The following is a 19006-nucleotide window of genomic DNA, read 5'->3' on the forward strand; positions in this document are numbered from 1 at the left end:
GTCGCTAAACATCCCTGGTATAATCTGTGTTCGACGGGTAGCTCCCTTGCATCTAAGCCAGAATGGTAGGAAAATCTTAGCTGCTCGGAGCTGTTCGATCCGTCTCACATCCTTGAGGTAATCCGTGTTCGACGGGTAGCTCCCTTGCATCTAAGCCAAAATGGTAGGAAAATCTTTAAATATCCCGGATTTTCCTACCATTCTGGACAATCTTAGCTGCTCGGAGCTATTCGACCCGTCTCACATCCTTGGTGTGATTAGACTTGGTGTTTTAAGACCTTTTTGGCGAAATATTTTAAAATTAATGGTGAGACGAGCGTGCTGATTAAGATGGTGATAACCATTGGGGCAAAATATTGTTCTGGAATCAAGCCACCTTGTGAACCGATTTGTAAGACGATTAACGCCATTTCTCCACGTGAAATCATTCCTGCGCCGACCATCCAAGCACTGTTATTAGAAAAACCAGCCATTTTTGAACCTAGATAACCACCGAACAATTTAGAAATTACCGCAATCACGACAAAAGCTAAAATGAATGGGAAGTACGTGACTACACTTGAGAGCTCGACTTCTAAACCAATATTTACAAAGAATACTGGAATAAAAATCGCATAACCAATTGATTCTACATTAATAAAAACTTGTTCTTTAACCTTGGTTTGCCCAACTGCAATCCCTGCAAAGAAAGCACCGATTACAGAGCTTAGACCAACAAAGTCAGCCACATAAGACATACCTAAACAAATCACTAGCGACATAATAATCACTGAGGCTGTCGTATAAATTCTTTCGGATAGGTGCATCAAATATGGCGCAATCCATTTAACCAGTAGATAAATCAACACAAAGTATATACCTTGTTGCAATAAAGTGATGCCAATAGACTGGTCGTTGCCTTGATTACCGCCAAGGAAAGTTAAACTAATACTCAATACTAGAACAATTAAGATATCATCTACTACCGAGGCACCTAAAATGGTCGATCCTTCTTTCGTGTTGACCGCTTGCAGTTCTTTCAATACTTCAACCGAAATACTAACCGAAGTCGCTGCTAATACGACACCCAAAAAGAAGGCTTCCGTTTTGGTTACGTCAAAAGCAAATCCGCCACCTGTACCTAGCAATAACGGAAAAATGACCCCAAAAATCGCTACTAGCATTCCCGGTTTAAAGTACTTACGCAATAAAGCCATGTCACTTTCTAGCCCAGCTAAAAACATCAGCAGGATCACACCAATTTCAGAAAAAATGTGAATTAATTCATCTGAATGAATCCATTGCAAGCCACCTGTACCCACAATTAAGCCAACTAATAATTGACCCACCACTCCAGGAATACCTATTCTCCTACAAAGATGCGCCGCTAAAGCCGTTAATACCAAGATTAGACATAGCGTTCCAATAAATGCCATATAAATTCAATTCCTCCCATATTTTTTCTTTAATTCCATTATACACATATTTTATGAAAAAATATAAGAAAAAGCACTGGCACATTAAAATGCGAATTAGCAAACTTTATTTAAAACTATTTTTTCAAATTTAGATTAATTTATTTTATTTTTTAGTTATTTTAAAAAAAGAAGCCAATCAATTTTTTGACTGACTTCTCCTCATTAGAAACCCGATATTACTTTATTGGGTAATTTCACCCTTCCAAGCTGACATACCACCTAAAACATTGATTACTTGATAACCTTGACTGGCTAAAATTTGACAAGCTAACGCTGAGCGTGCACCTGAGTGACAAATGACCGCATAAGTCTGTGTAGGCTCTAGCTCAACCGCTTCTTCCATTAATAAGCTTAATGGTAAATGCTGAGCGTTTGGAATATGCCCGCTTGCAAACTCGTCGCTTTCTCGAACATCTAAAATTGCCTGTTGATTTCCTTGTTTATAGAATTGATAAAATTCATCACTAGCCATACTACTGTACATCGATATTTCTTCCTTTCATTGCATGAGAATATAGATAAAAAGCACCATCTAAGTTTTGTACCTTAAAGCCATTTTGTTTTAAGATTCTTTCGGCTAAATAACTACGTAAACCACTATAACAACTAACGATATAGCTTTTTGCTGGATTCAGTTCAGATAAACGGTCACGTAATTCATCAAGTGGAATCGAATATGCAGTTTTAATGTGTGCTTTTTCATACTCTTCTTCCGTACGCACATCTAATAAAACCTTGCCTTGGGCTAATTGTTCCGCTAATTCATGCCACTGAATCGTTTCGCTAAGACCTTCGATGAGATTCATCGCCGCATACCCTAACATATTTACTGGATCTTTAGCCGAGCCAAACGGCGGGGCATAGCTTAATTCTAATTCAGGTAAATCAAAAACCGTCAGATTCGCTTTAATCGCTGTTGCTAAAACATCCATTCGCTTATCCACTCCTGATTTACCGATAGCTTGCGCGCCGTAAATTTTACCTGTTTGGGGATGAAAAATCAATTTTAATAAGATGTCTTCAGCTCCTGGATAGTAGCTAGCATGACTTTTGCCCAATGTGTGTACTACCTGATAAGGGAGATTGAGCGCTTTGACAGCTTTTTCGGTTAGACCTGTAAAGGCAGCAACCTGTTCAAAAACCCGAACAATGGCCGTCCCTAGACTTCCCCGATGCGTACGTTTCAAGCCAGCTATCACATCTGCTAATTGCCTACCTTGTCGATTCGCTGGAGAAGCGAGTGAAATTAAAGCCGCCTGCTGACTAATTTGTTGATTGACGACAATTGCATCGCCAATCGCAAAAATCGCAGGATCACTCGTTCTGAAGTGTTCATCGACAACAATGCCTGACCTCAAGCCCAAAGTCAAACCTGCCTGCTGGGCTAATTGAGTGGCAGGCTGCACACCGATAGCTAAAATGGTCAAATCACTTGTTAGCTGACTGCCATCAGAAAGCTGTAAGATTCGCCCTTCCTCTAAAAAGGCACTGACTGCCACATTGGTTTTGACGTTCACTTTATTTTGTTGCAGCGCTTCTTCAATAAAGACAGCCATTTCTTCATCTAGTGCTGGCAAGACTTGCTTGGCTTGTTCAATTAAGGTAACCCTTAAGCCACGTTTAGCTAGATTTTCAACCATTTCTAAGCCGACAAAGCCAGAACCAATAACTGTTATCTCTTTGACCTGACCAGTTTGTAGACTGTTCATAATCGCATCTATATCCGGAATATTTCTAACGCTAAATAATTGTTTAGCCTGATCTATACCAGGCAGATCCGGTATATAGGCTTTGGCACCAGTGGATAAGATGAGATAGTCATAAGCGAGACTTTCCGTTTTTCCTTGATGCAGCACTTGTAATAATTTTTGCTTACGATCAATAGCAACGACTTCATGATTGACGCGTACATCTAGTTTAAAGCGTTGATTGAGCTTTTCTTTCGTTTGGACTAACAACTGCTCTCGATTAGCAATTTCACCAGATAGATAATAGGGGAGTCCGCAATTTGCAAATGACACATAGGGCCCTTTTTCTAATACAATAATTTCTGCCTCTTCTAGTAAACGTCTTAGGCGCGTCGCCGCAGACATTCCTCCTGCAACTCCACCAACGATGACAATTTTAGGATGTTTCATCATTCTTTTCCTCCTACAAGCGGTCCGTCCCAACGATTGAGCCCCCCGCGAATATTTTTAACCTGATAGCCTTGCTTTTGTAAAAACTTGGCTGCTTGTTTGCTGCGCATACCTGATTGACAAATGATTAGATGTAGTTTTTCTTTATCCCCCTGATAGGTATTTATACGGTTTAAAGGAACATTTTTCGCTCCTCTAATATGCCCACTACGGTATTCTTGGATTGTACGCACATCTAACAACACCATTTGGCGATTTTTTAAGCTAGTTTTTAGCTCGGCTATCGTCATGGTTGGGACTGCTTTAAAAATAGTTAACACTTATCTGTCACCTCTTTTATATACCTTATAGGGTATATTTAAAATCAAGAAGCAATTTTTGTCAATTACTTTGATTTCGTTCATTATTATTAGACAAAATTCCTAGGATACTTTATAGTACCCATATAGGTATCAACACGGAGGAAGAAAAAATGGAAATAGCCGATAAAAAGAAAATCAGTAATCGTTTGAAGCGTACAGAAGGACAAATTCGTGGGATTTTAAAAATGATTGATGAAGAAAAAGAATGTATCGATATTGTCACCCAATTAAGTGCCGTACGCTCCAGCATTGATCGCGTGATGGGATTAGTTGTCGCTGAAAATTTCAAAAAATGCTTGGAAGAGCCTAGCGAAAATCCTGAGCTTCAAAAAGAAAAAATTGAACAAGCCATTCAATTAATCATCAAAAAATAAGTTGAGCAAGATATTTGTTTTATAAAATTAAATTGTGTACAATTAAATTCAGAAAGGATAATTTTCATGATTCAGCCAACTATAGATAATCAATTGTGCTTCGCTTTGTATCGAGCGAATAAAACCTTTAATCGTTTATACAATAAAGTTTTAGCGCCTTTTGATTTAACCTACCCACAATATTTGACCTTACTAGCTTTGTGGGAAGAAGACCATCAAACCGTCAGTCAGTTAGGCGAACGCTTAGCTTTAGATAGCGGTACATTGACTCCTTTAATCAAGCGCTTAGAACAAAGGGATTATGTACTCCGGAGCCGCGCTAAAGATGACGAAAGACGAGTGATTATTTCTCTAACTGCTAAAGCCAAAAAACTAAAGCCGACTATTTTGGACACGGTTTGCAATTGCCTATCTGTATTGACGGCTGATGAAGCGAATTATTTTTCCTTACTACAACAATTAAATCAATTATCGCAAACTCTAGGAGGTATGCAGGATGAAAAAAATGTATGAAACAAAGGTAACAAGTATCGGTGGTCGCGAAGGTGAAGTATTCTCTCCAGATCGTTCTTTTGCTTATAAAACAACTGCTCCTGGTAAACGTGTAGAAGGGGCAACTAACCCAGAACAATTATTTGCAGCTGCTTATAGTGCTTGCTTTAACGGCGCACTTGGACTAGTTATGCAAAATGAAGGTGAAAGCTATCCAAGTACAGTTAGCGCTAGAGTCGCCTTAATGTCTGATGAAGCAACTGGCTTTTCAGTTGCAGTCACTTTAGAAGTCCATCTTGAAGGAGCTAGCAAAGAACGTGCAGAAGCTTTAACTGCCTTAGCTCACGAAGTTTGTCCTTATTCTAAGGCGACACGTAACAATATCGATGTACAATTTGAAATCGTCTAATAACGATTACGTTTTTAAATAATTAAAGTCAGGAATCAAGCATGGTTCCTGACTTTTTTACGTTATTAAAAATTTTGATTATATAGCTCAATCTGCTGAATTTTTGCAAAGCATTCGGGGTGCTCTGTCAGTATTTTCTTTAAAGAATCAACAGTTGTCACCATATAAATACTACTGATTTTAAAATTGGCTTCATCCTTCAACAATCGCTGATAAGCTTTGATTTCTTTTGTAAGATACTCTTGGTGAAAAAGCTGTTGATAATCCGCTTCATGATCTAGCATAAATGCTAGCATTGATTGAAAGCGTAAAAATTGATAATTCTCAGGATATTCCTCGCCATTTTTAATTCCTATAAAAAGATAAGGATAGGTTTGATTGAGCTGATTTAGATAATTTTTAGCCTCGTTGTTAAACATTAAGGTATAAGGAACGCCTCCATAAGCAGCAAAGCCCATTATAGAGGTTTGATCATTTGGTGGCTGAACACCATACCAATAAATATGCGTATTTTTTTCTTCATCTAGCTTTTTCACTTGCGCTAAATCCATATTCGGTTCAAAGGCTAACGAAGCATAGATCTGACTGTAGGGTGGTAAGGTTGCTAGTTGTTGGAGCATGTGTTCTTTTTGTAGAGCAAACATTTCCTTTGCGGTCGCCGAACTCTGCTTTGGCAGTCTTAGCAACGAAGCTGTTTTTCTAAAGATAGAGGTATCCACTTGTAGCATTCTTCCTTTTCTAAGCTGCATTTTTGAAAGGGGCTCGTAATTAGTGTTTGACTGCCCCTCTTCGGTAAAATTGATATAAATATCATAATTACCAAAGCCAAGTGCATCAATTTTGATTTCATTTAACGAACGATAAGGCTGTTGCAATTCATTCGCTACTACTAAGGATAAGGTAAACGGTGAAAGCTTTTCTCCTTGCTCAGTAATTGGATCATAATAAAACTTATCTACAAGCTTTGGTAAAACTATAGCGCTTACTCCTAGCAATACAAGTAAAAGCCCAATCGTTGTCAATATCGTCTTAAAGTAGTTCTTCTTGATCTGTCGATTGATCTTTTGCTTCAATTGTTCATCTTCTAAGCTTAAGTCCAATTCCTCCCAATCAATCTTTTCCTCTTCTAATGCTAAATCCTGTAATTCCTGAAACTCAGCTAAGCGTTCTTTGATATAGGCGATTTCTTCTGGTGTCGCTTGGTTTTTTCGATATTTTGCTAGTAAATCTAATAAGTTAGTTTTCATCTGCTAACACCTCCCTTAATTGCTTGCGTGCTCGATGTAGATACACCCGAACCTGATTGATCGATAATTGGAAATATTGCGCGAGCTCTGCAGTCGAGCAATCGGCAAAATAAAAAAGCAAGATCAGTTCATTATATGGATATTTCAATGATAAAATAGCGAAATATAACCGACGATTGCGCTCCTTTTGCAAAATTGCTACTTCAAAGCTTGGCGTAAAGGTCGCTTGTTGCTGCGCTAAATTGATGGTTTGCCGATATTTTTGCCGACGATAGTGATCGATAAAGCTTGTTTTAACCACACGCAATAACCAAAATTTTATCTGAGCAGGGGCTTGTGCTTGGCAAAGTAGCTTATAATAGGCATCACTAACCAATTGCTCTGCTTTTTGTTCATCCTTCGTTAGTGATAGCGCATACAAAAACAAAGGCTGTGCATACGCCAGATAGCTAGCTTCTACCACTTTTTCATCCATCACACGCGCCCCCTTTCATCTAAAATACGTTTCAATCACTTAAACATTACAAGAATCGCTAGCTTTATTTTAACAAAGAATGCCTTGGCCGACTATCATTCACCCAATCCTAACAAAATAAAAAAGCGAATAGACGTAGCTATTTTTTCTTAGCTACGTCTATTCGCATAATTTTAAGGGGAACTTATTACCATATTTTTGTCTTAAAAGACTTATTTTGTTTTAGTAGAGCGATATTTCTTCATGTAGATAACTACTAATAAGCCTTGTAGTGCTAAAATGACAACCACAATTGCAGCATCGATTTTCAACACTTGTTTTTGCCAATTCATTAAGTGTAATCCTGGTTGATAGTCTTGATAAGCACGACTATTAACGACGGTATATAATACATTATGAACTGCCGTACGCATCGCTTTTACAGCTGTAGCACTTTCATCATCATCAACAGTGGCACCCGTTTCACCAGTAGTGGATAACATGATATCATTACCGTTACGAATCGCTTTATCCGCATCCATATAACCATAACCACCAAAGTAGTCTGTACATACTAATCCTCTAAAGCCCCATTCATCACGTAAAACATTTTGTAATAAGGCACTACATCCACCAGCCCATTGATTACCAATGTAGTTGAATGAAGACATCGCAGCTGTGGCACCACCATCTTTAACGGCCATTTCAAAAGGCTTCAAGTAGATTTCACGAATGGTTTGTTCATTTGCCCAAGTCAATAGCATATTCGTCCGATTCGTCTCTTGATCATTTAATGCAAAGTGTTTCATGTAAGCATAAACACCTTTTTCTTTAGCCCCAGCAATTTCGTTAGCTGCCATTACCCCTGAAAGCACGGCATCTTCTGAGTAATACTCAAAATTACGACCAGCAAAGGCACTGCGATGAATATTCATCGCTGGACCATACCAACCTGAAATACCTAACTCAGCTGCTTCTTGTCCTACAGCTAGGCCACGGTCTTTGGCTAAATCTTTATTCCAAGTTGCTGCAATCATCGTCGCTGATGGAAAGGCTGTTCCTTTTACTGGAATAAAGAAACTACTAATACCAGCAGGGCCATCAAAATCATAAGTTTGTAATTTATCTACAGATTTGGCGGCAACTGTTTGATATCCACCATAAGCCACAATATTTTTCATGTCTTTAATGGTTAATTGATCTAATAATTGATCCCATTTTTTATCATCATATGCTTTACCAACTAAATCATTCGCACTTAAACCATTATTTTGATTTGTTTTAGGCATTTTGTCTGCTTGATTATTCTCAATTTTATAAGTTGTTACATTAGATAATCCATCTTTTTCCTTAGCAGTTAATGTGCGTTCAACTGGACGAGCTGTTACTGTTTGGTAATTAGCGAAATGATTTTCTCGGCTTAAGTAATCTACTTCACCAGTCGTAAAATCAGCAAATTGATTAGTAGCTGCTGTTTTATCACTACTACGTTTGTTATCTTTATCATAAATTAGCGTTTGACCAATAGTTAACGTCTTTTGATCAATACTTTCATGAGCGTTCGCTTTTAAGCTAATTGTATAAACCCCTTGATCTAGTACATAAGCTTTGGCTTGTTGGCTATCATAACTTGCTAAATCTTCTTGATTGAAGTCAACCTTCACTACTTGACTTTCACCAGGTGCCAATTCTTTGGTTTTAGCAAAAGTTAATAGGTTTGTACTTGCTTTTTCAATTCCACCTTCAGTATATGGTGGGGTGAAGTAAACCTCAACAACTTCCTTACCAGCTGTTTTACCAGTGTTTTTCACCGTTACATCAACGCTAATTTTCCCATTTTTATCTGTCTGCAAATTACCCATTTTTTGCTCAAAAGTTGTATAGCTCAAGCCATAACCAAAAGGATATTGAACAGCTTGTTGATAACCAGCTTCATCATTTTGATAGAAGGTTTCATAAAATTTATAACCAACATAAATACTTTCAGCATAGTTAACGAATTTGTATTCACTATCTTTGTAGGCGAAAGCCCCAAAGTTATTCCAGGTTGGCGTTTTAGTCAAATCATAAACATAAGTATCCACTAGACGACCAGATGGATTCACTTCACCTTTTAAAATTTTTCCTAAAGCAGAGAAGCCTTGCGCTCCTGGTCCAGCCATCCATAATGCTGCCTTGATATTGGCATAATCATTTAACCAACCTAATTCCATCGGATTCGCAGAATTAATTAAAACGACGACATTTTTAAAGTTATCCGTTACCATTTTGACCATGTCTTTTTCAGTTTTACTTAATTCTAAGAAATGTTGACCGGCAGTAAAATCACCTTTATTTCCTTTATAAGTAACACCTTTAGCAGTCATATCAGTCGGTAAATCAGCACCTTCTCCGCCTACACGAGAAATAACTACTAAAGCTGTATCAGAAAATTGTTTGGCAGAAGAAAGCATCGTATCCGTATACTTATCTCTACTTGGTTCTACTAAGGTCCAATCTTGTGCCCACATCCCCACTACTGGGCGATCTTTACGATAGTCAGTATAAAATTTAGTCAACTCTTTATTTGTTTCAAAGCCTGAATTTTGTAAACTGTTTAAAATATTAGCTGCATGACTAGTATCGACATTACCTGAACCAGTTCCTCCGTACACTGGACTAGTTGAAGCCCAGCCAAAAACGTTTAATTTATTCGTTTGAGTGCCCAATGGTAAGTAATTATCTGTATTTTTTAATAAAACAGTTCCTTCATTAGCAATTTGTTTGACCGTTTCTTCATTAGTCTTTAGTGTATTTGCTTGAACATTATTTAACTTAGCATAACGTAAATTAAACAAATTAGCCATTGGTCCGAACAATACCGTATTAACAGTAAGTAATAAAGCGACTAAGACAACAACGGTTGATTCGCCTTTTAACCAAAATTTGAACTTTTTATCTTTCTTTCTAAAAATAATTAAAGCCGCTAATACAGCGATAATTAAAATAGCAACTGGAATAAAGTAAACAGAAACCTTTTGAATGGTTGCATAAACATCAGCCATATTTAATACGCCATCTTGGCTTAATTTGTGTAAATAAAAAGCACCACCTGCAATAATTGCAGCAATAATTGCAATTGGAATAATAATTTTTCCATACTTCTTCATCTCAAATGAACCTCCCAATATTATTTATTAAAAAATCAGCGCTTTCAAAAAAATTACTAACTCCCTTCTTTTATTGTCCATTTTGAAAACCTTTTTACAATTATTAGTATAAATAAATTAAAACGCTTTCCTACAAATTATTCATAACTTGTCAATTCTACTACATATTTTGCATGAATAGATTTAACACTAAAAATAGCAGCAAGGCTCCCTGATTACCAAAATAAAAAATGACTGTTTACACATCGAAACAGTCATTTTTTTCTTTAGTTAAATCCATACATTTTTTGAGCTAGCTTATAACAACCAACCACTGTTTTACGTCCTAATCTACCAGGCAGATGCACCCCCACACCAAATAAGCCTCGGCGTAATTTACGGTAGAGTTGTTCATCCTGTTGGCGAATATATTGCCAAAGCGCCTCTTTTTTCTGCAAGCTTTCTTTCGAGCCTTCACGAATTAATAAAATAGATGAAATCGTGGTAATAATTTCTAAGTATTTCAACATATAAGCCTGCAAGCTATCATCTGTAAGCTTGGCATCAGAATAGTAATGAACCATCCGGCGATTTACCGCTAGCTGCTGATCGATGCGACCAATCATCACCTTTTCATTGACTGATTGATCTTCACGACCGATGTAATAGCGATAAAAATCGACATTTAAATAATACATATTTTTAACCATTGGGAGTGGTTCAAAAACATATAAATTATCAACATAAAAGGTATGCTTTGGTAATTGTAAGGTATGATCAATCAGCAATTGACGACGATAAATCACTGAATGCATCAATAGATATTTCCCCACTGGAAAACGCTTGGTAGCATCCCAACTAAATAATTGATTTGTTGGTAAAAACGAGGTGTATTCAATCACCTTTTTGCGTTTTGCCCCTTGTTTTTCATAAACATAATTGCTAATCAGCATATCCACCGGCTCAGCAAGATTTGTTTGGCTAGCTAAAAAGGCTAAAATCTCTTGATAGGCATTGGCATCAACCCAATCATCACTATCAACAACCTTAATATACTCACCACTTGCATGTGCAAGGCCCGTATTAATCGCTTGCCCATGACCACCATTTTCTTGGTGAACAGCCTTAACTATAGATGGAAAATGACTAGCAAAACGATCAGCAATCGCCGCTGTTTCATCCTTTGAACCATCATTGACGATAATAATTTCAACTGCTTCGCCCCCAACAAGCAAAGAAGTAATACAACGCTCCATATAATCTTGAGAATTGTAGCAAGGGACAATAATACTCAATAATTTCATTTTTAACGATCTTTCCTCATAATGACAAATTTCATCATTGGATAATTAATAACTACTTGAATCACAATATTTACCACATTGGCAATTGTCGCTGCAAAATCACCCACGACTGGTGTTAGCTGTTGGATAATATAAGGTGGTAGCCATACCGAAATAATCCCAGCAACCGTAACCGTCAAAATATACCAAGGCAAGACTTTTTTTATTTCAACAGTAGCCGAAAAAACCACTTTTCGTTGAACGATAAAATTGACTATTTGCGCACAGATATAGGCTAATAAGAAGCTTAAAAAGCCACCTAGTCCCCCTTGTTTACTATCGTAGTTAAAAATAAACCAATGAAAGGGAATTGTTGCTAATTTCGTAAACAAAATTCCTGTTCCTATCCATAGTACAATAAAATTCGTAATGGTTGCAACATTACTCATGATATTAAACAAAATAAATTCATATAAATCAGGATGCTTTTGCTGAAAATTTTTAATTGGTGTTAAAAGCTTACTTTTTGATTGACCCATTCATTTTCCCTCCCCTTAGGCTTTTTTCTGTAATTGGCGATTTTGATTCCACGCCTTAATTAAACCGGTTAGACCAACAAAAAATTGACCATTCACCATACGCAAAATTTGTTCCACCATCGCCTGATTACATTGACCGTTCGTCATCTTATAAATCGCTCGAAAAGGCATATTATAAATAAACAACAGATTTAAATCAGGCTTACCCTTTTGCTCCGCTTGTTGTAATTTTTTTTGTAAAATTCGAAAGACTAAGCGAGCAAGCGGACTTTTCGCATATTGTAAATCAGCAATAATATCCGTAGCTTGTAAAACAACGCGCGCTTTGGTCTCACCGGTTGGAACTTTTTGACCATAGAGTTGTTCAAAATCAGCTAAGTGCGCTTGTTTAAAGGCTAAGGTGTGATAAATCGACTCAGCTGGTAAATCCGTAGTCAAGCGGCTGCCTGCACGCTGAATGGTCTGGCTTAAACGGATATCGTCAACTGAGGCACCCAGATATACTTGATAATCGCCGGCTTCGACTTGCCAGGAATGACTAGTCGCATCAAAAACTCTAAAGCTATATTCATCAAATGGTATAAAAACTGTTTGCGCTTGTCCTGGCTGTAAATAGACCTTTTTAAATCCTTTCAGCTCCTTAGCCGGACGTAAAAGCGAACTATCCTTTTTACCAATATATAACTGCACAATTTCAGCACCAGCTGTATCACCAATATTACGCAAAGTAAAACGAATTCCATCGTCTGCTACAGTTAGGTTTTCATAAGCAAATTGGGTGTAGCTTAAGCCAAAGCCAAATGGAAAACGAACCGAGGATTTTACGGTATCATAGTACCGATAACCGACAAATGGCCCTTCCATATAGTAGCTATAACGCTTTTTGCTTGGAAATTGCGCATTAAAGGGAACCTGCTCAGCAGATAATGGATAGGTTTCATTTAGTTTGCCACTTGGATTTACTTGGCCGGTAATTACTGATAACATCGCACTAGCACCCGCTTGCCCAGCTAGATAACCGTGTAAGATGCCTTCTACTTGATCAAACCACGGAATTTCAATACTTGAACCTGCTGATAATACAACAACCACCTTTGCCGTAGTCTGACTAAGGCGTTCAATTAATTGACATTGATTTGCAGGCATTTTTAAATTATTACGATCCAAACCTTCACTTTCAAAAATTTCAGGTAGTCCCGCATAAACAATTGCCACCTCTGCTTGGCTTGCTAATTGACAAGCTTGTTGGATTAACTGCTCATCTTGCTGTCCATTACGTTGGTAGCCCTGTGCAAAACCGATGACTTCTAAATCAAATTGTTGCAGTATTTCGGTTGTTGTTTCTAATTGCTTGGCATTAACTGCTGATGAGCCTGCTCCTTGATAGCGTGGCTGCTTCGCAAAATCACCAATGATCGCTACCTTTGTTTTAGCAGCTAGTGGTAAAACCTGCTTATCATTTTTCAATAACACAATACTTTCTTGGGCTGCCTGACGCGCAATTTGATGATGGGCTTGCCAATCAATCGTTTCTTTAGTTGCCCCTTCTTTTACAGCACTAGAAGCAAAAATAACCCTTAATAACTCATCTACCCGTTGATCAAGTACGGATTCGGCTAGTCGTCCTTGTTTGACAGCAGTAACTAACTCGTCAATCCCTTCTCTTCCTAACGAAGGCATCGCTAAATGACTACCACTAGCTACCCCAGACACATGGTCATTATCGCCCCCCCAATCTGAAACCACAAAGCCATCAAATTGCCAATCATCACGTAACGTTTTTTGTAATAACTCAGCATTTTCATTAGCGTAAGTGCCATTAATCAAATTATATGAAGACATCAGTGCCTTAGGTTTTCCTTCTTTGACCGCGATTTCAAAATTAGTTAGATAGATTTCATGTAAGGTACGCTCATCCACAATTGAATCAGAAGCCATTCGCCGATATTCTTGACTATTGACCGCAAAATGCTTTGGACAAGCAATGGTGGTACTGGACTGAATTCCCCGAATCATCGCTGCCGCTAATTTTCCCGAAAGATAAGGATCCTCACTGTAGTATTCAAAGTTGCGCCCACAACGCGGATTGCGTTTAGTATTTAACCCTGGTCCCAAAACCACCTGTACATCTAAAGCTAAAGCTTCTTGCCCTAGCGCATGGCCTACTTGTTGAATAAGTGATTCATCCCAACTATTAGCTAAAGTAGCAGCGGTAGGAAAACACGTGGCTGGCACACTTTCATTTAAGCCTAAGTGATCAGACGCACCTAATTGTTTACGTAACCCATGAGGACCGTCAGCTAAAAACATAGACGGAACCAAACCAGCAATGTCATAGGTTTCCCAGGTATTTTTTCCAGATAGTAACGCCGCTTTCTGCTCTAAAGAAAGTTGACGAATAATTGCTTCATATTGCATCATAACCGTTCTCCTTTTTCTTTTCTTGATTTTACCATAGCATCAAAGAAAGCGTTCGCAAACCATTCCTTCATATTCTGAATAAATTCATTCATATTCTGTCAATATTAAAAATCTGACTTGAAAAATTTAGTTGTCTATATCTATAATACAAATAATCATAACTAGTTGAAAGGAGCGTTAATGTTGAAAATTGCAATTGTTGATGATTTTACCCCCGATCGCGAAAAATTAGCTCAATGCTTACTACAATACGGTAAAGAAGCGGACATTAAATTTGATATCAGTTATTTTAAAGATGGCATTGAAATTGTTGATCGCTACATCGGTTTTGATATTATCTATTTCGATGTTGAAATGGAAATAATGGATGGAATGACCGCAGCCAAAAAAATTCGGGCCCTCGACCCTAAAGTAACGATTGTTTTTTTGACCAATTATGTTCAATGGGCGATTGAAGGCTATTCTGTACAAGCCAGCGATTTTTTATTAAAACCGCTCAGTTATTTTAGCTTCAAGGAACACTTTAAAAAATTATTACAGCGGATACAACCCATGGATAAAGCGACCTACTCAATCAAAAACGCTGGGAATATCCAAAAAATCTTGGTCGATGATATTTATTATGTGGAAAGTCAAGGCCATTACTTACATTTTCACTTACGGAATCAACCGACGATTACCTTATTAAATTCATTGAAAAACGTGGAAAAAGAGCTGGCCGCCTATGATTTTTTCAGATGTAATAACTGTTATTTAGTCAATCTCAATCATGTAGAAGCTATCGAAGGGCAACAAGCAATTGTGGCTGGTGAAGCGTTACAGATTAGTCGCCCCCGCAAAAAAGAATTTCTCCAACAGCTGACGCTCTTTATGGCAAAGGATGGTAAATAATATGTTGAGCTTTCCAGATATCCCTAGAATTTACACCGCCTTAGCTGAATGGTTAGCTTGCGGCTTGATGATTTGGCAAACCCAAACCACCCGAATAGCCCATAAAAAGTTAGGGATTTTTGTTTTGATGGGACTAGGACAGGCAGGCTTACAAGTATTTGTTGGTCAATGGTCGGTTTTATTTTGGATTCCGGGAATGATTTTAAATGTCGCTTGGATGTTTCTAACGTTTATCGTATGCTCAGATGATACCCTGCAGGTCTACCTATACAATTTAGGAAAAGCATTTATCTTTGCTGAGTTTATCGCTTCCTTTTCTTGGCAAATCTATTGCTATTTACTTTACCAAAATCATTTAACGGCTCATTGGTTAACCGCTAGTTTTATGATAATCAGTTATTTATTACTAACCCTAGCCTGCAGGTGGTTTTTAAATAAGCATCAGCAATATTTAAAGCATGCTCATCTAACCTATCGTGAAGTTGTATTATCGACCTTGACTGCATTGATTATCTTCGCGGTTAGTAATATTGGTTTTATGCTATCAAAGACCCAGTTTCCACTTGGGGACATTCAAAGTATCTTTATTTTTCGGACTTTGATTAATCTGTGTGGACTCATGCTGATTTATATTCAGGAAAACCAGCATTACGAACAATTTTTACAACAAGAATTGGCCGCCATCCAACACGTATTTCAATCGCAATACGAACAATATGAAGCCTATCGTGAAAGTAATCAGATTATCCATCAACGATTTCATGATTTAAAGCATCAGCTAGAAATTATCGAATTAGAGCCTAGTCAACAAAAGCGACAAGCCTATGTCCATAGCCTAAAAAAGGATTTACAAGCCTATCAATCTACCATCAAGACCGGCAATCCAATTATCGATGTGATGTTGACTCGCAAAAATCTCAATTGTCTCCAGCAAAAAATTCAATTAACCACAATGGTTGAAGGAGCTTTGCTGAATTTTATGGAAACGATGGATTTATGTAGCTTATTGGGGAATAGTTTAGATAATGCGATTGAATCAGTGGAAAAAAATCAGCAAATTGAACAGCGACTCATTAATCTTAGAATTAGCCAAAAAGCCAGCTTTGTCTTATATTCTATCGAGAATTATTGCCAAGAAGCACCCACTTTTGAAAATGGCCTCCCTGTTACGACTAAAAAAGACACCCAGCTGCACGGATATGGTTTAAAAAGTCTTTCTTATATCGCCAATAAATATCAAGGAACCATGACTGTAACGTATGAAGATCATTGGTTTAAACTAAATTTATTATTTCCTATCCCAAAATAAACCATAAAATGATGTTCAGCAAGCAGCCGTTTCGTCAAGCAAGCAGAGCAGCTAAAAACTTTTTTGCTCGAAATTTAACCTATTTACTTCATCTCAAAAAAGGCAGCAAGCACCGCTTAGATGCTCGCTGCCTTTATGTTTTTCAAATTATAAACTAGCTAAAATATTTTTCACAATATTTTCAACTGTAAGACCATTTTCAGCTAGTAGTTCATCCACTTTATAACGATCATGGAAAGCTTTATCAAGGCCATAATTTTGAACCTTAACAGCTGTATTTCCTAAGTAGCTTGCTACGGTTTGACCATAACCCCCATCAGTAATACCATCTTCTAAAGTGACCAATACTTGGTGATCTTGCGTCAATGTGGTCAGTAATTTTTCATCAACACCTGAAATGAATTTTGGATTAATTAAGGTTGCTTGGATATTTTCTTTAGCTAAAGCTGCGACTACCTCTTTAGCTAGGCCAAAGAAATTCCCTATTCCCATTACTGCTACTTGTTTTCCTTGTTGGACGACTTCATTTTTGTATAATTGATTATAATCAGTCTGATCTGCTTGACCAACACTGTGCAATGGACCCACTGGCACACGAATGGCCACCGGATGATTGGTTTGTTCCAATGACCAATCTAGCATCGCCAAATACTCTTCTTGATTGGTTGGTGCTAGATAAACCAAATTAGGAATATGACTTAAAAAAGGAATATCGAAAATACCCAGGTGCGTTTCATCCTTCATTCCATTCACCGAGGCATTGTAAACCAAAATAGTCCCTGGTAAATCATTTAACGCTAGATCATGAGAAATTTGGTCATAGCTACGTTGCATAAACGTTGCGTTAACAAACCAAACAGGCTTAGCTCCGTTTTTAGCCAAACCAGCTGTCATCGTAGCTGCCTGCTGTTCAGCAATGCCCACATCAATGAATTGTTTGCCCAGCGCTTTTCTTTGCTCAGGGTTAAAAACCATCATCGGTGTTCCCGCATTAACGGCAACGACAGTCTGATCTTGCTGCATTTTATTCCATAAGAAATCAGTAGTAATACTATTATAGGTTGCTTGCACGTTACCATTACGAACATATTCGCCGGTTTCTAAACTAAATGGACCACCCGCATGGAATTTTTCCCGGTTTTCCTCAGCAAATTTAAAGCCTTTCCCTTTTACAGTATGAATGTGTAATAATACTGGGTGATCGCTATCTTTTACTGATTCAAACAAGGCAATCAACTTATCGACATCATTTCCCTCGTCTAAGTAATGATATTCAAAGCCAAGGGACTTGAAGAAATTATCTTCTGCTTGACCATTAGATTCACGCAGCGTCTTTAAGTTGCGATAAAGTCCTCCAAAGTTGTCAGCAATTGATTGATCATTATCATTGACAATCACAATAATATTGCTATTTTGTTCAGCAATATTATTTAACCCTTCAAAGGCCAAACCGCCAGATAAAGAGCCGTCACCAATTACTGCTACTACATTGTAATTTTCAGCCTTCACATCACGGGCAATCGCAATGCCATTCGCTAAAGCTAAAGAAGTAGAAGTATGACCAACTGTAAATAAATCATGCTCGCTTTCTTTAGGATTCGTATAACCAGATACATCATCATAATGCGCAGGATCTAAAAAGGCTTGCGCACGACCAGTCAACATTTTGTGAATATATGTTTGATGAGAAATGTCAAAGACTAATTTATCAACTGGCGAGTTAAAAACGCGGTGCAAAGCCACTGTCATTTCGACCATACCTAAATTTGGCCCATTATGTCCACCATGTTGGCTAATTTTTGCCAACAAAGCTGTTCTTGCTTCATCAACAAGCATATGTAATTCTTCTTGGCTTAATTTTTTTAAATCTTGTGGTTGTTGAATTGTTTCTAAAATCATAAGCGCCCTCCTTCAGTGCTTCCTATCATACAACTTAAAGTGGACTTTAAGTCAAGAGAATTTGCTTATTTTTTTAAAGCAAAGTAGTTAACGGAAGAGATGCTCAGTATCGCAATTTACTAATCATTGAGCTATAAGATTGATAGCTCCAGAAGAATACTACAGCTCAAATCACACATTTATGGTTAAAACAAAATATAAAAATCCATAGCATCTATATAAGATTACTACGGATTTTTATAATTAATTACCTTTTCTTTGAAGTTTTCTTAATAGCAAATACACAGCAGTTCCTTCTAATACTATTCCCAAAAATACACTATAAAGTTCGTAATGACTTCCTGTTTTTGGTAGTTCTTGTCGGTTACTTGCTTTCTCCACTGAAGATTCGTTTTTCGGTTGCTCATTTTTTGATTGTTTGTTTTTTGGTTGCTCAGGTTGACCTGTTTTAGGTAAACGACTTGGTTTCTCCGGTTTTTCTGGCACTAACGTCGTAACTGGTTGCTCTGGTTCTTCTGGCGTTGGTGGGGTTGGTTCTGCTTCATCCACCACTACCAAACGATTATTCTCTACTTTAGAAGCGTGACTGGTTGTTGTATCTTG

At 37.6% G+C, this 19006-nt stretch carries 16 protein-coding genes and 1 pseudogene; 5 read left to right on the forward strand and 12 right to left on the reverse strand.

All coding sequences use genetic code 11. The features are described from left to right. Nucleotides 1-257: 257 nt before the first annotated feature. The 4 genes from RK02_RS09420 to RK02_RS09435 form a co-directional block, all read right to left on the reverse strand. On the reverse strand, nt 258-1415 hold the full coding sequence (locus tag RK02_RS09420) for a cation:proton antiporter (protein ID WP_016184009.1): 1158 nt from the start codon (nt 1413-1415) through the stop codon (nt 258-260). Nucleotides 1416-1638: 223 nt separating this feature from the next. Then, on the reverse strand, nt 1639-1941 hold the full coding sequence (locus RK02_RS09425) for a rhodanese-like domain-containing protein (RefSeq protein ID WP_016184010.1): 303 nt from the start codon (nt 1939-1941) through the stop codon (nt 1639-1641). Beyond that, complete coding sequence (locus RK02_RS09430; protein WP_016184011.1) at nt 1931-3598, reverse strand: FAD-dependent oxidoreductase; 1668 nt, start codon at nt 3596-3598, stop codon at nt 1931-1933. The genes RK02_RS09425 and RK02_RS09430 overlap by 11 nt, the downstream gene beginning before the upstream one ends. Next, nucleotides 3595-3915 (reverse strand): rhodanese-like domain-containing protein, encoded by a 321-nt coding sequence (locus tag RK02_RS09435; protein WP_016184012.1) that lies wholly within the window; start codon nt 3913-3915, stop codon nt 3595-3597. Before RK02_RS09435 ends, RK02_RS09430 begins: the two co-directional genes overlap by 4 nt. Nucleotides 3916-4067: 152 nt before the next feature. On the opposite strand from RK02_RS09435, the gene RK02_RS09440 reads away from it, so the two are divergent. From RK02_RS09440 to RK02_RS09450, 3 genes are all read left to right on the forward strand, one after another. Next, complete coding sequence (locus RK02_RS09440; protein WP_016184013.1) at nt 4068-4331, forward strand: metal-sensitive transcriptional regulator; 264 nt, start codon at nt 4068-4070, stop codon at nt 4329-4331. Nucleotides 4332-4397: 66 nt separating this feature from the next. Next, complete coding sequence (locus RK02_RS09445; RefSeq protein WP_016184014.1) at nt 4398-4844, forward strand: MarR family winged helix-turn-helix transcriptional regulator; 447 nt, start codon at nt 4398-4400, stop codon at nt 4842-4844. Continuing rightward, entirely contained in the window at nt 4828-5232 is a 405-nt protein-coding gene (locus RK02_RS09450) for an organic hydroperoxide resistance protein (RefSeq protein WP_016184015.1), read from the forward strand. The genes RK02_RS09445 and RK02_RS09450 overlap by 17 nt, the downstream gene beginning before the upstream one ends. Nucleotides 5233-5297: 65 nt before the next feature. Here RK02_RS09450 and RK02_RS09455 read toward each other — a convergent pair whose 3' ends face one another. The 6 genes from RK02_RS09455 to RK02_RS09480 form a co-directional block, all read right to left on the reverse strand. Next, a complete protein-coding gene (locus RK02_RS09455) occupies nt 5298-6479 on the reverse strand; it encodes a hypothetical protein (protein ID WP_016184016.1) in 1182 nt (393 codons plus the stop codon). Then, the gene (locus RK02_RS09460) at nt 6469-6954 is read right to left on the reverse strand and encodes an RNA polymerase sigma factor (RefSeq protein ID WP_016184017.1); all 486 of its coding nucleotides are present in this window, start codon (nt 6952-6954) and stop codon (nt 6469-6471) included. The genes RK02_RS09455 and RK02_RS09460 overlap by 11 nt, the downstream gene beginning before the upstream one ends. Before the next feature lie 212 nt (nt 6955-7166). Continuing rightward, the gene (locus RK02_RS09465) at nt 7167-10082 is read right to left on the reverse strand and encodes a glycoside hydrolase family 3 protein (protein WP_016184018.1); all 2916 of its coding nucleotides are present in this window, start codon (nt 10080-10082) and stop codon (nt 7167-7169) included. A gap of 266 nt (nt 10083-10348) precedes the next feature. Then, nucleotides 10349-11365 (reverse strand): glycosyltransferase family 2 protein, encoded by a 1017-nt coding sequence (locus RK02_RS09470; RefSeq protein ID WP_016184019.1) that lies wholly within the window; start codon nt 11363-11365, stop codon nt 10349-10351. 2 nt (nt 11366-11367) lie between these two features. Continuing rightward, nucleotides 11368-11883, reverse strand: a complete 516-nt coding sequence (locus RK02_RS09475; RefSeq protein ID WP_016184020.1) for a GtrA family protein — start codon at nt 11881-11883, stop codon at nt 11368-11370. A gap of 15 nt (nt 11884-11898) precedes the next feature. Beyond that, complete coding sequence (locus RK02_RS09480; protein WP_016184021.1) at nt 11899-14301, reverse strand: beta-glucosidase; 2403 nt, start codon at nt 14299-14301, stop codon at nt 11899-11901. Nucleotides 14302-14484: 183 nt separating this feature from the next. On the opposite strand from RK02_RS09480, the gene RK02_RS09485 reads away from it, so the two are divergent. Further along, entirely contained in the window at nt 14485-15195 is a 711-nt protein-coding gene (locus RK02_RS09485; RefSeq protein ID WP_016184022.1) for a LytR/AlgR family response regulator transcription factor, read from the forward strand. A 1-nt stretch (nt 15196) separates the two neighbouring features. Continuing rightward, nucleotides 15197-16504, forward strand: a complete 1308-nt coding sequence (locus RK02_RS09490; protein WP_016184023.1) for an ATP-binding protein — start codon at nt 15197-15199, stop codon at nt 16502-16504. Between the two features lie 147 nt (nt 16505-16651). On the opposite strand, the gene RK02_RS09495 is transcribed toward RK02_RS09490, so the two are convergent. Then, nucleotides 16652-18403, reverse strand: a complete 1752-nt coding sequence (locus tag RK02_RS09495; RefSeq protein ID WP_016184024.1) for a 1-deoxy-D-xylulose-5-phosphate synthase — start codon at nt 18401-18403, stop codon at nt 16652-16654. 243 nt (nt 18404-18646) lie between these two features. Continuing rightward, a pseudogene (locus RK02_RS09500) lies at nt 18647-19006 on the reverse strand (LPXTG cell wall anchor domain-containing protein); the annotation flags it as partial.

This window comes from Enterococcus columbae DSM 7374 = ATCC 51263 (assembly GCF_000406925.1).
Classification (GTDB): Bacteria; Bacillota; Bacilli; order Lactobacillales; family Enterococcaceae; genus Enterococcus_E; species Enterococcus_E columbae.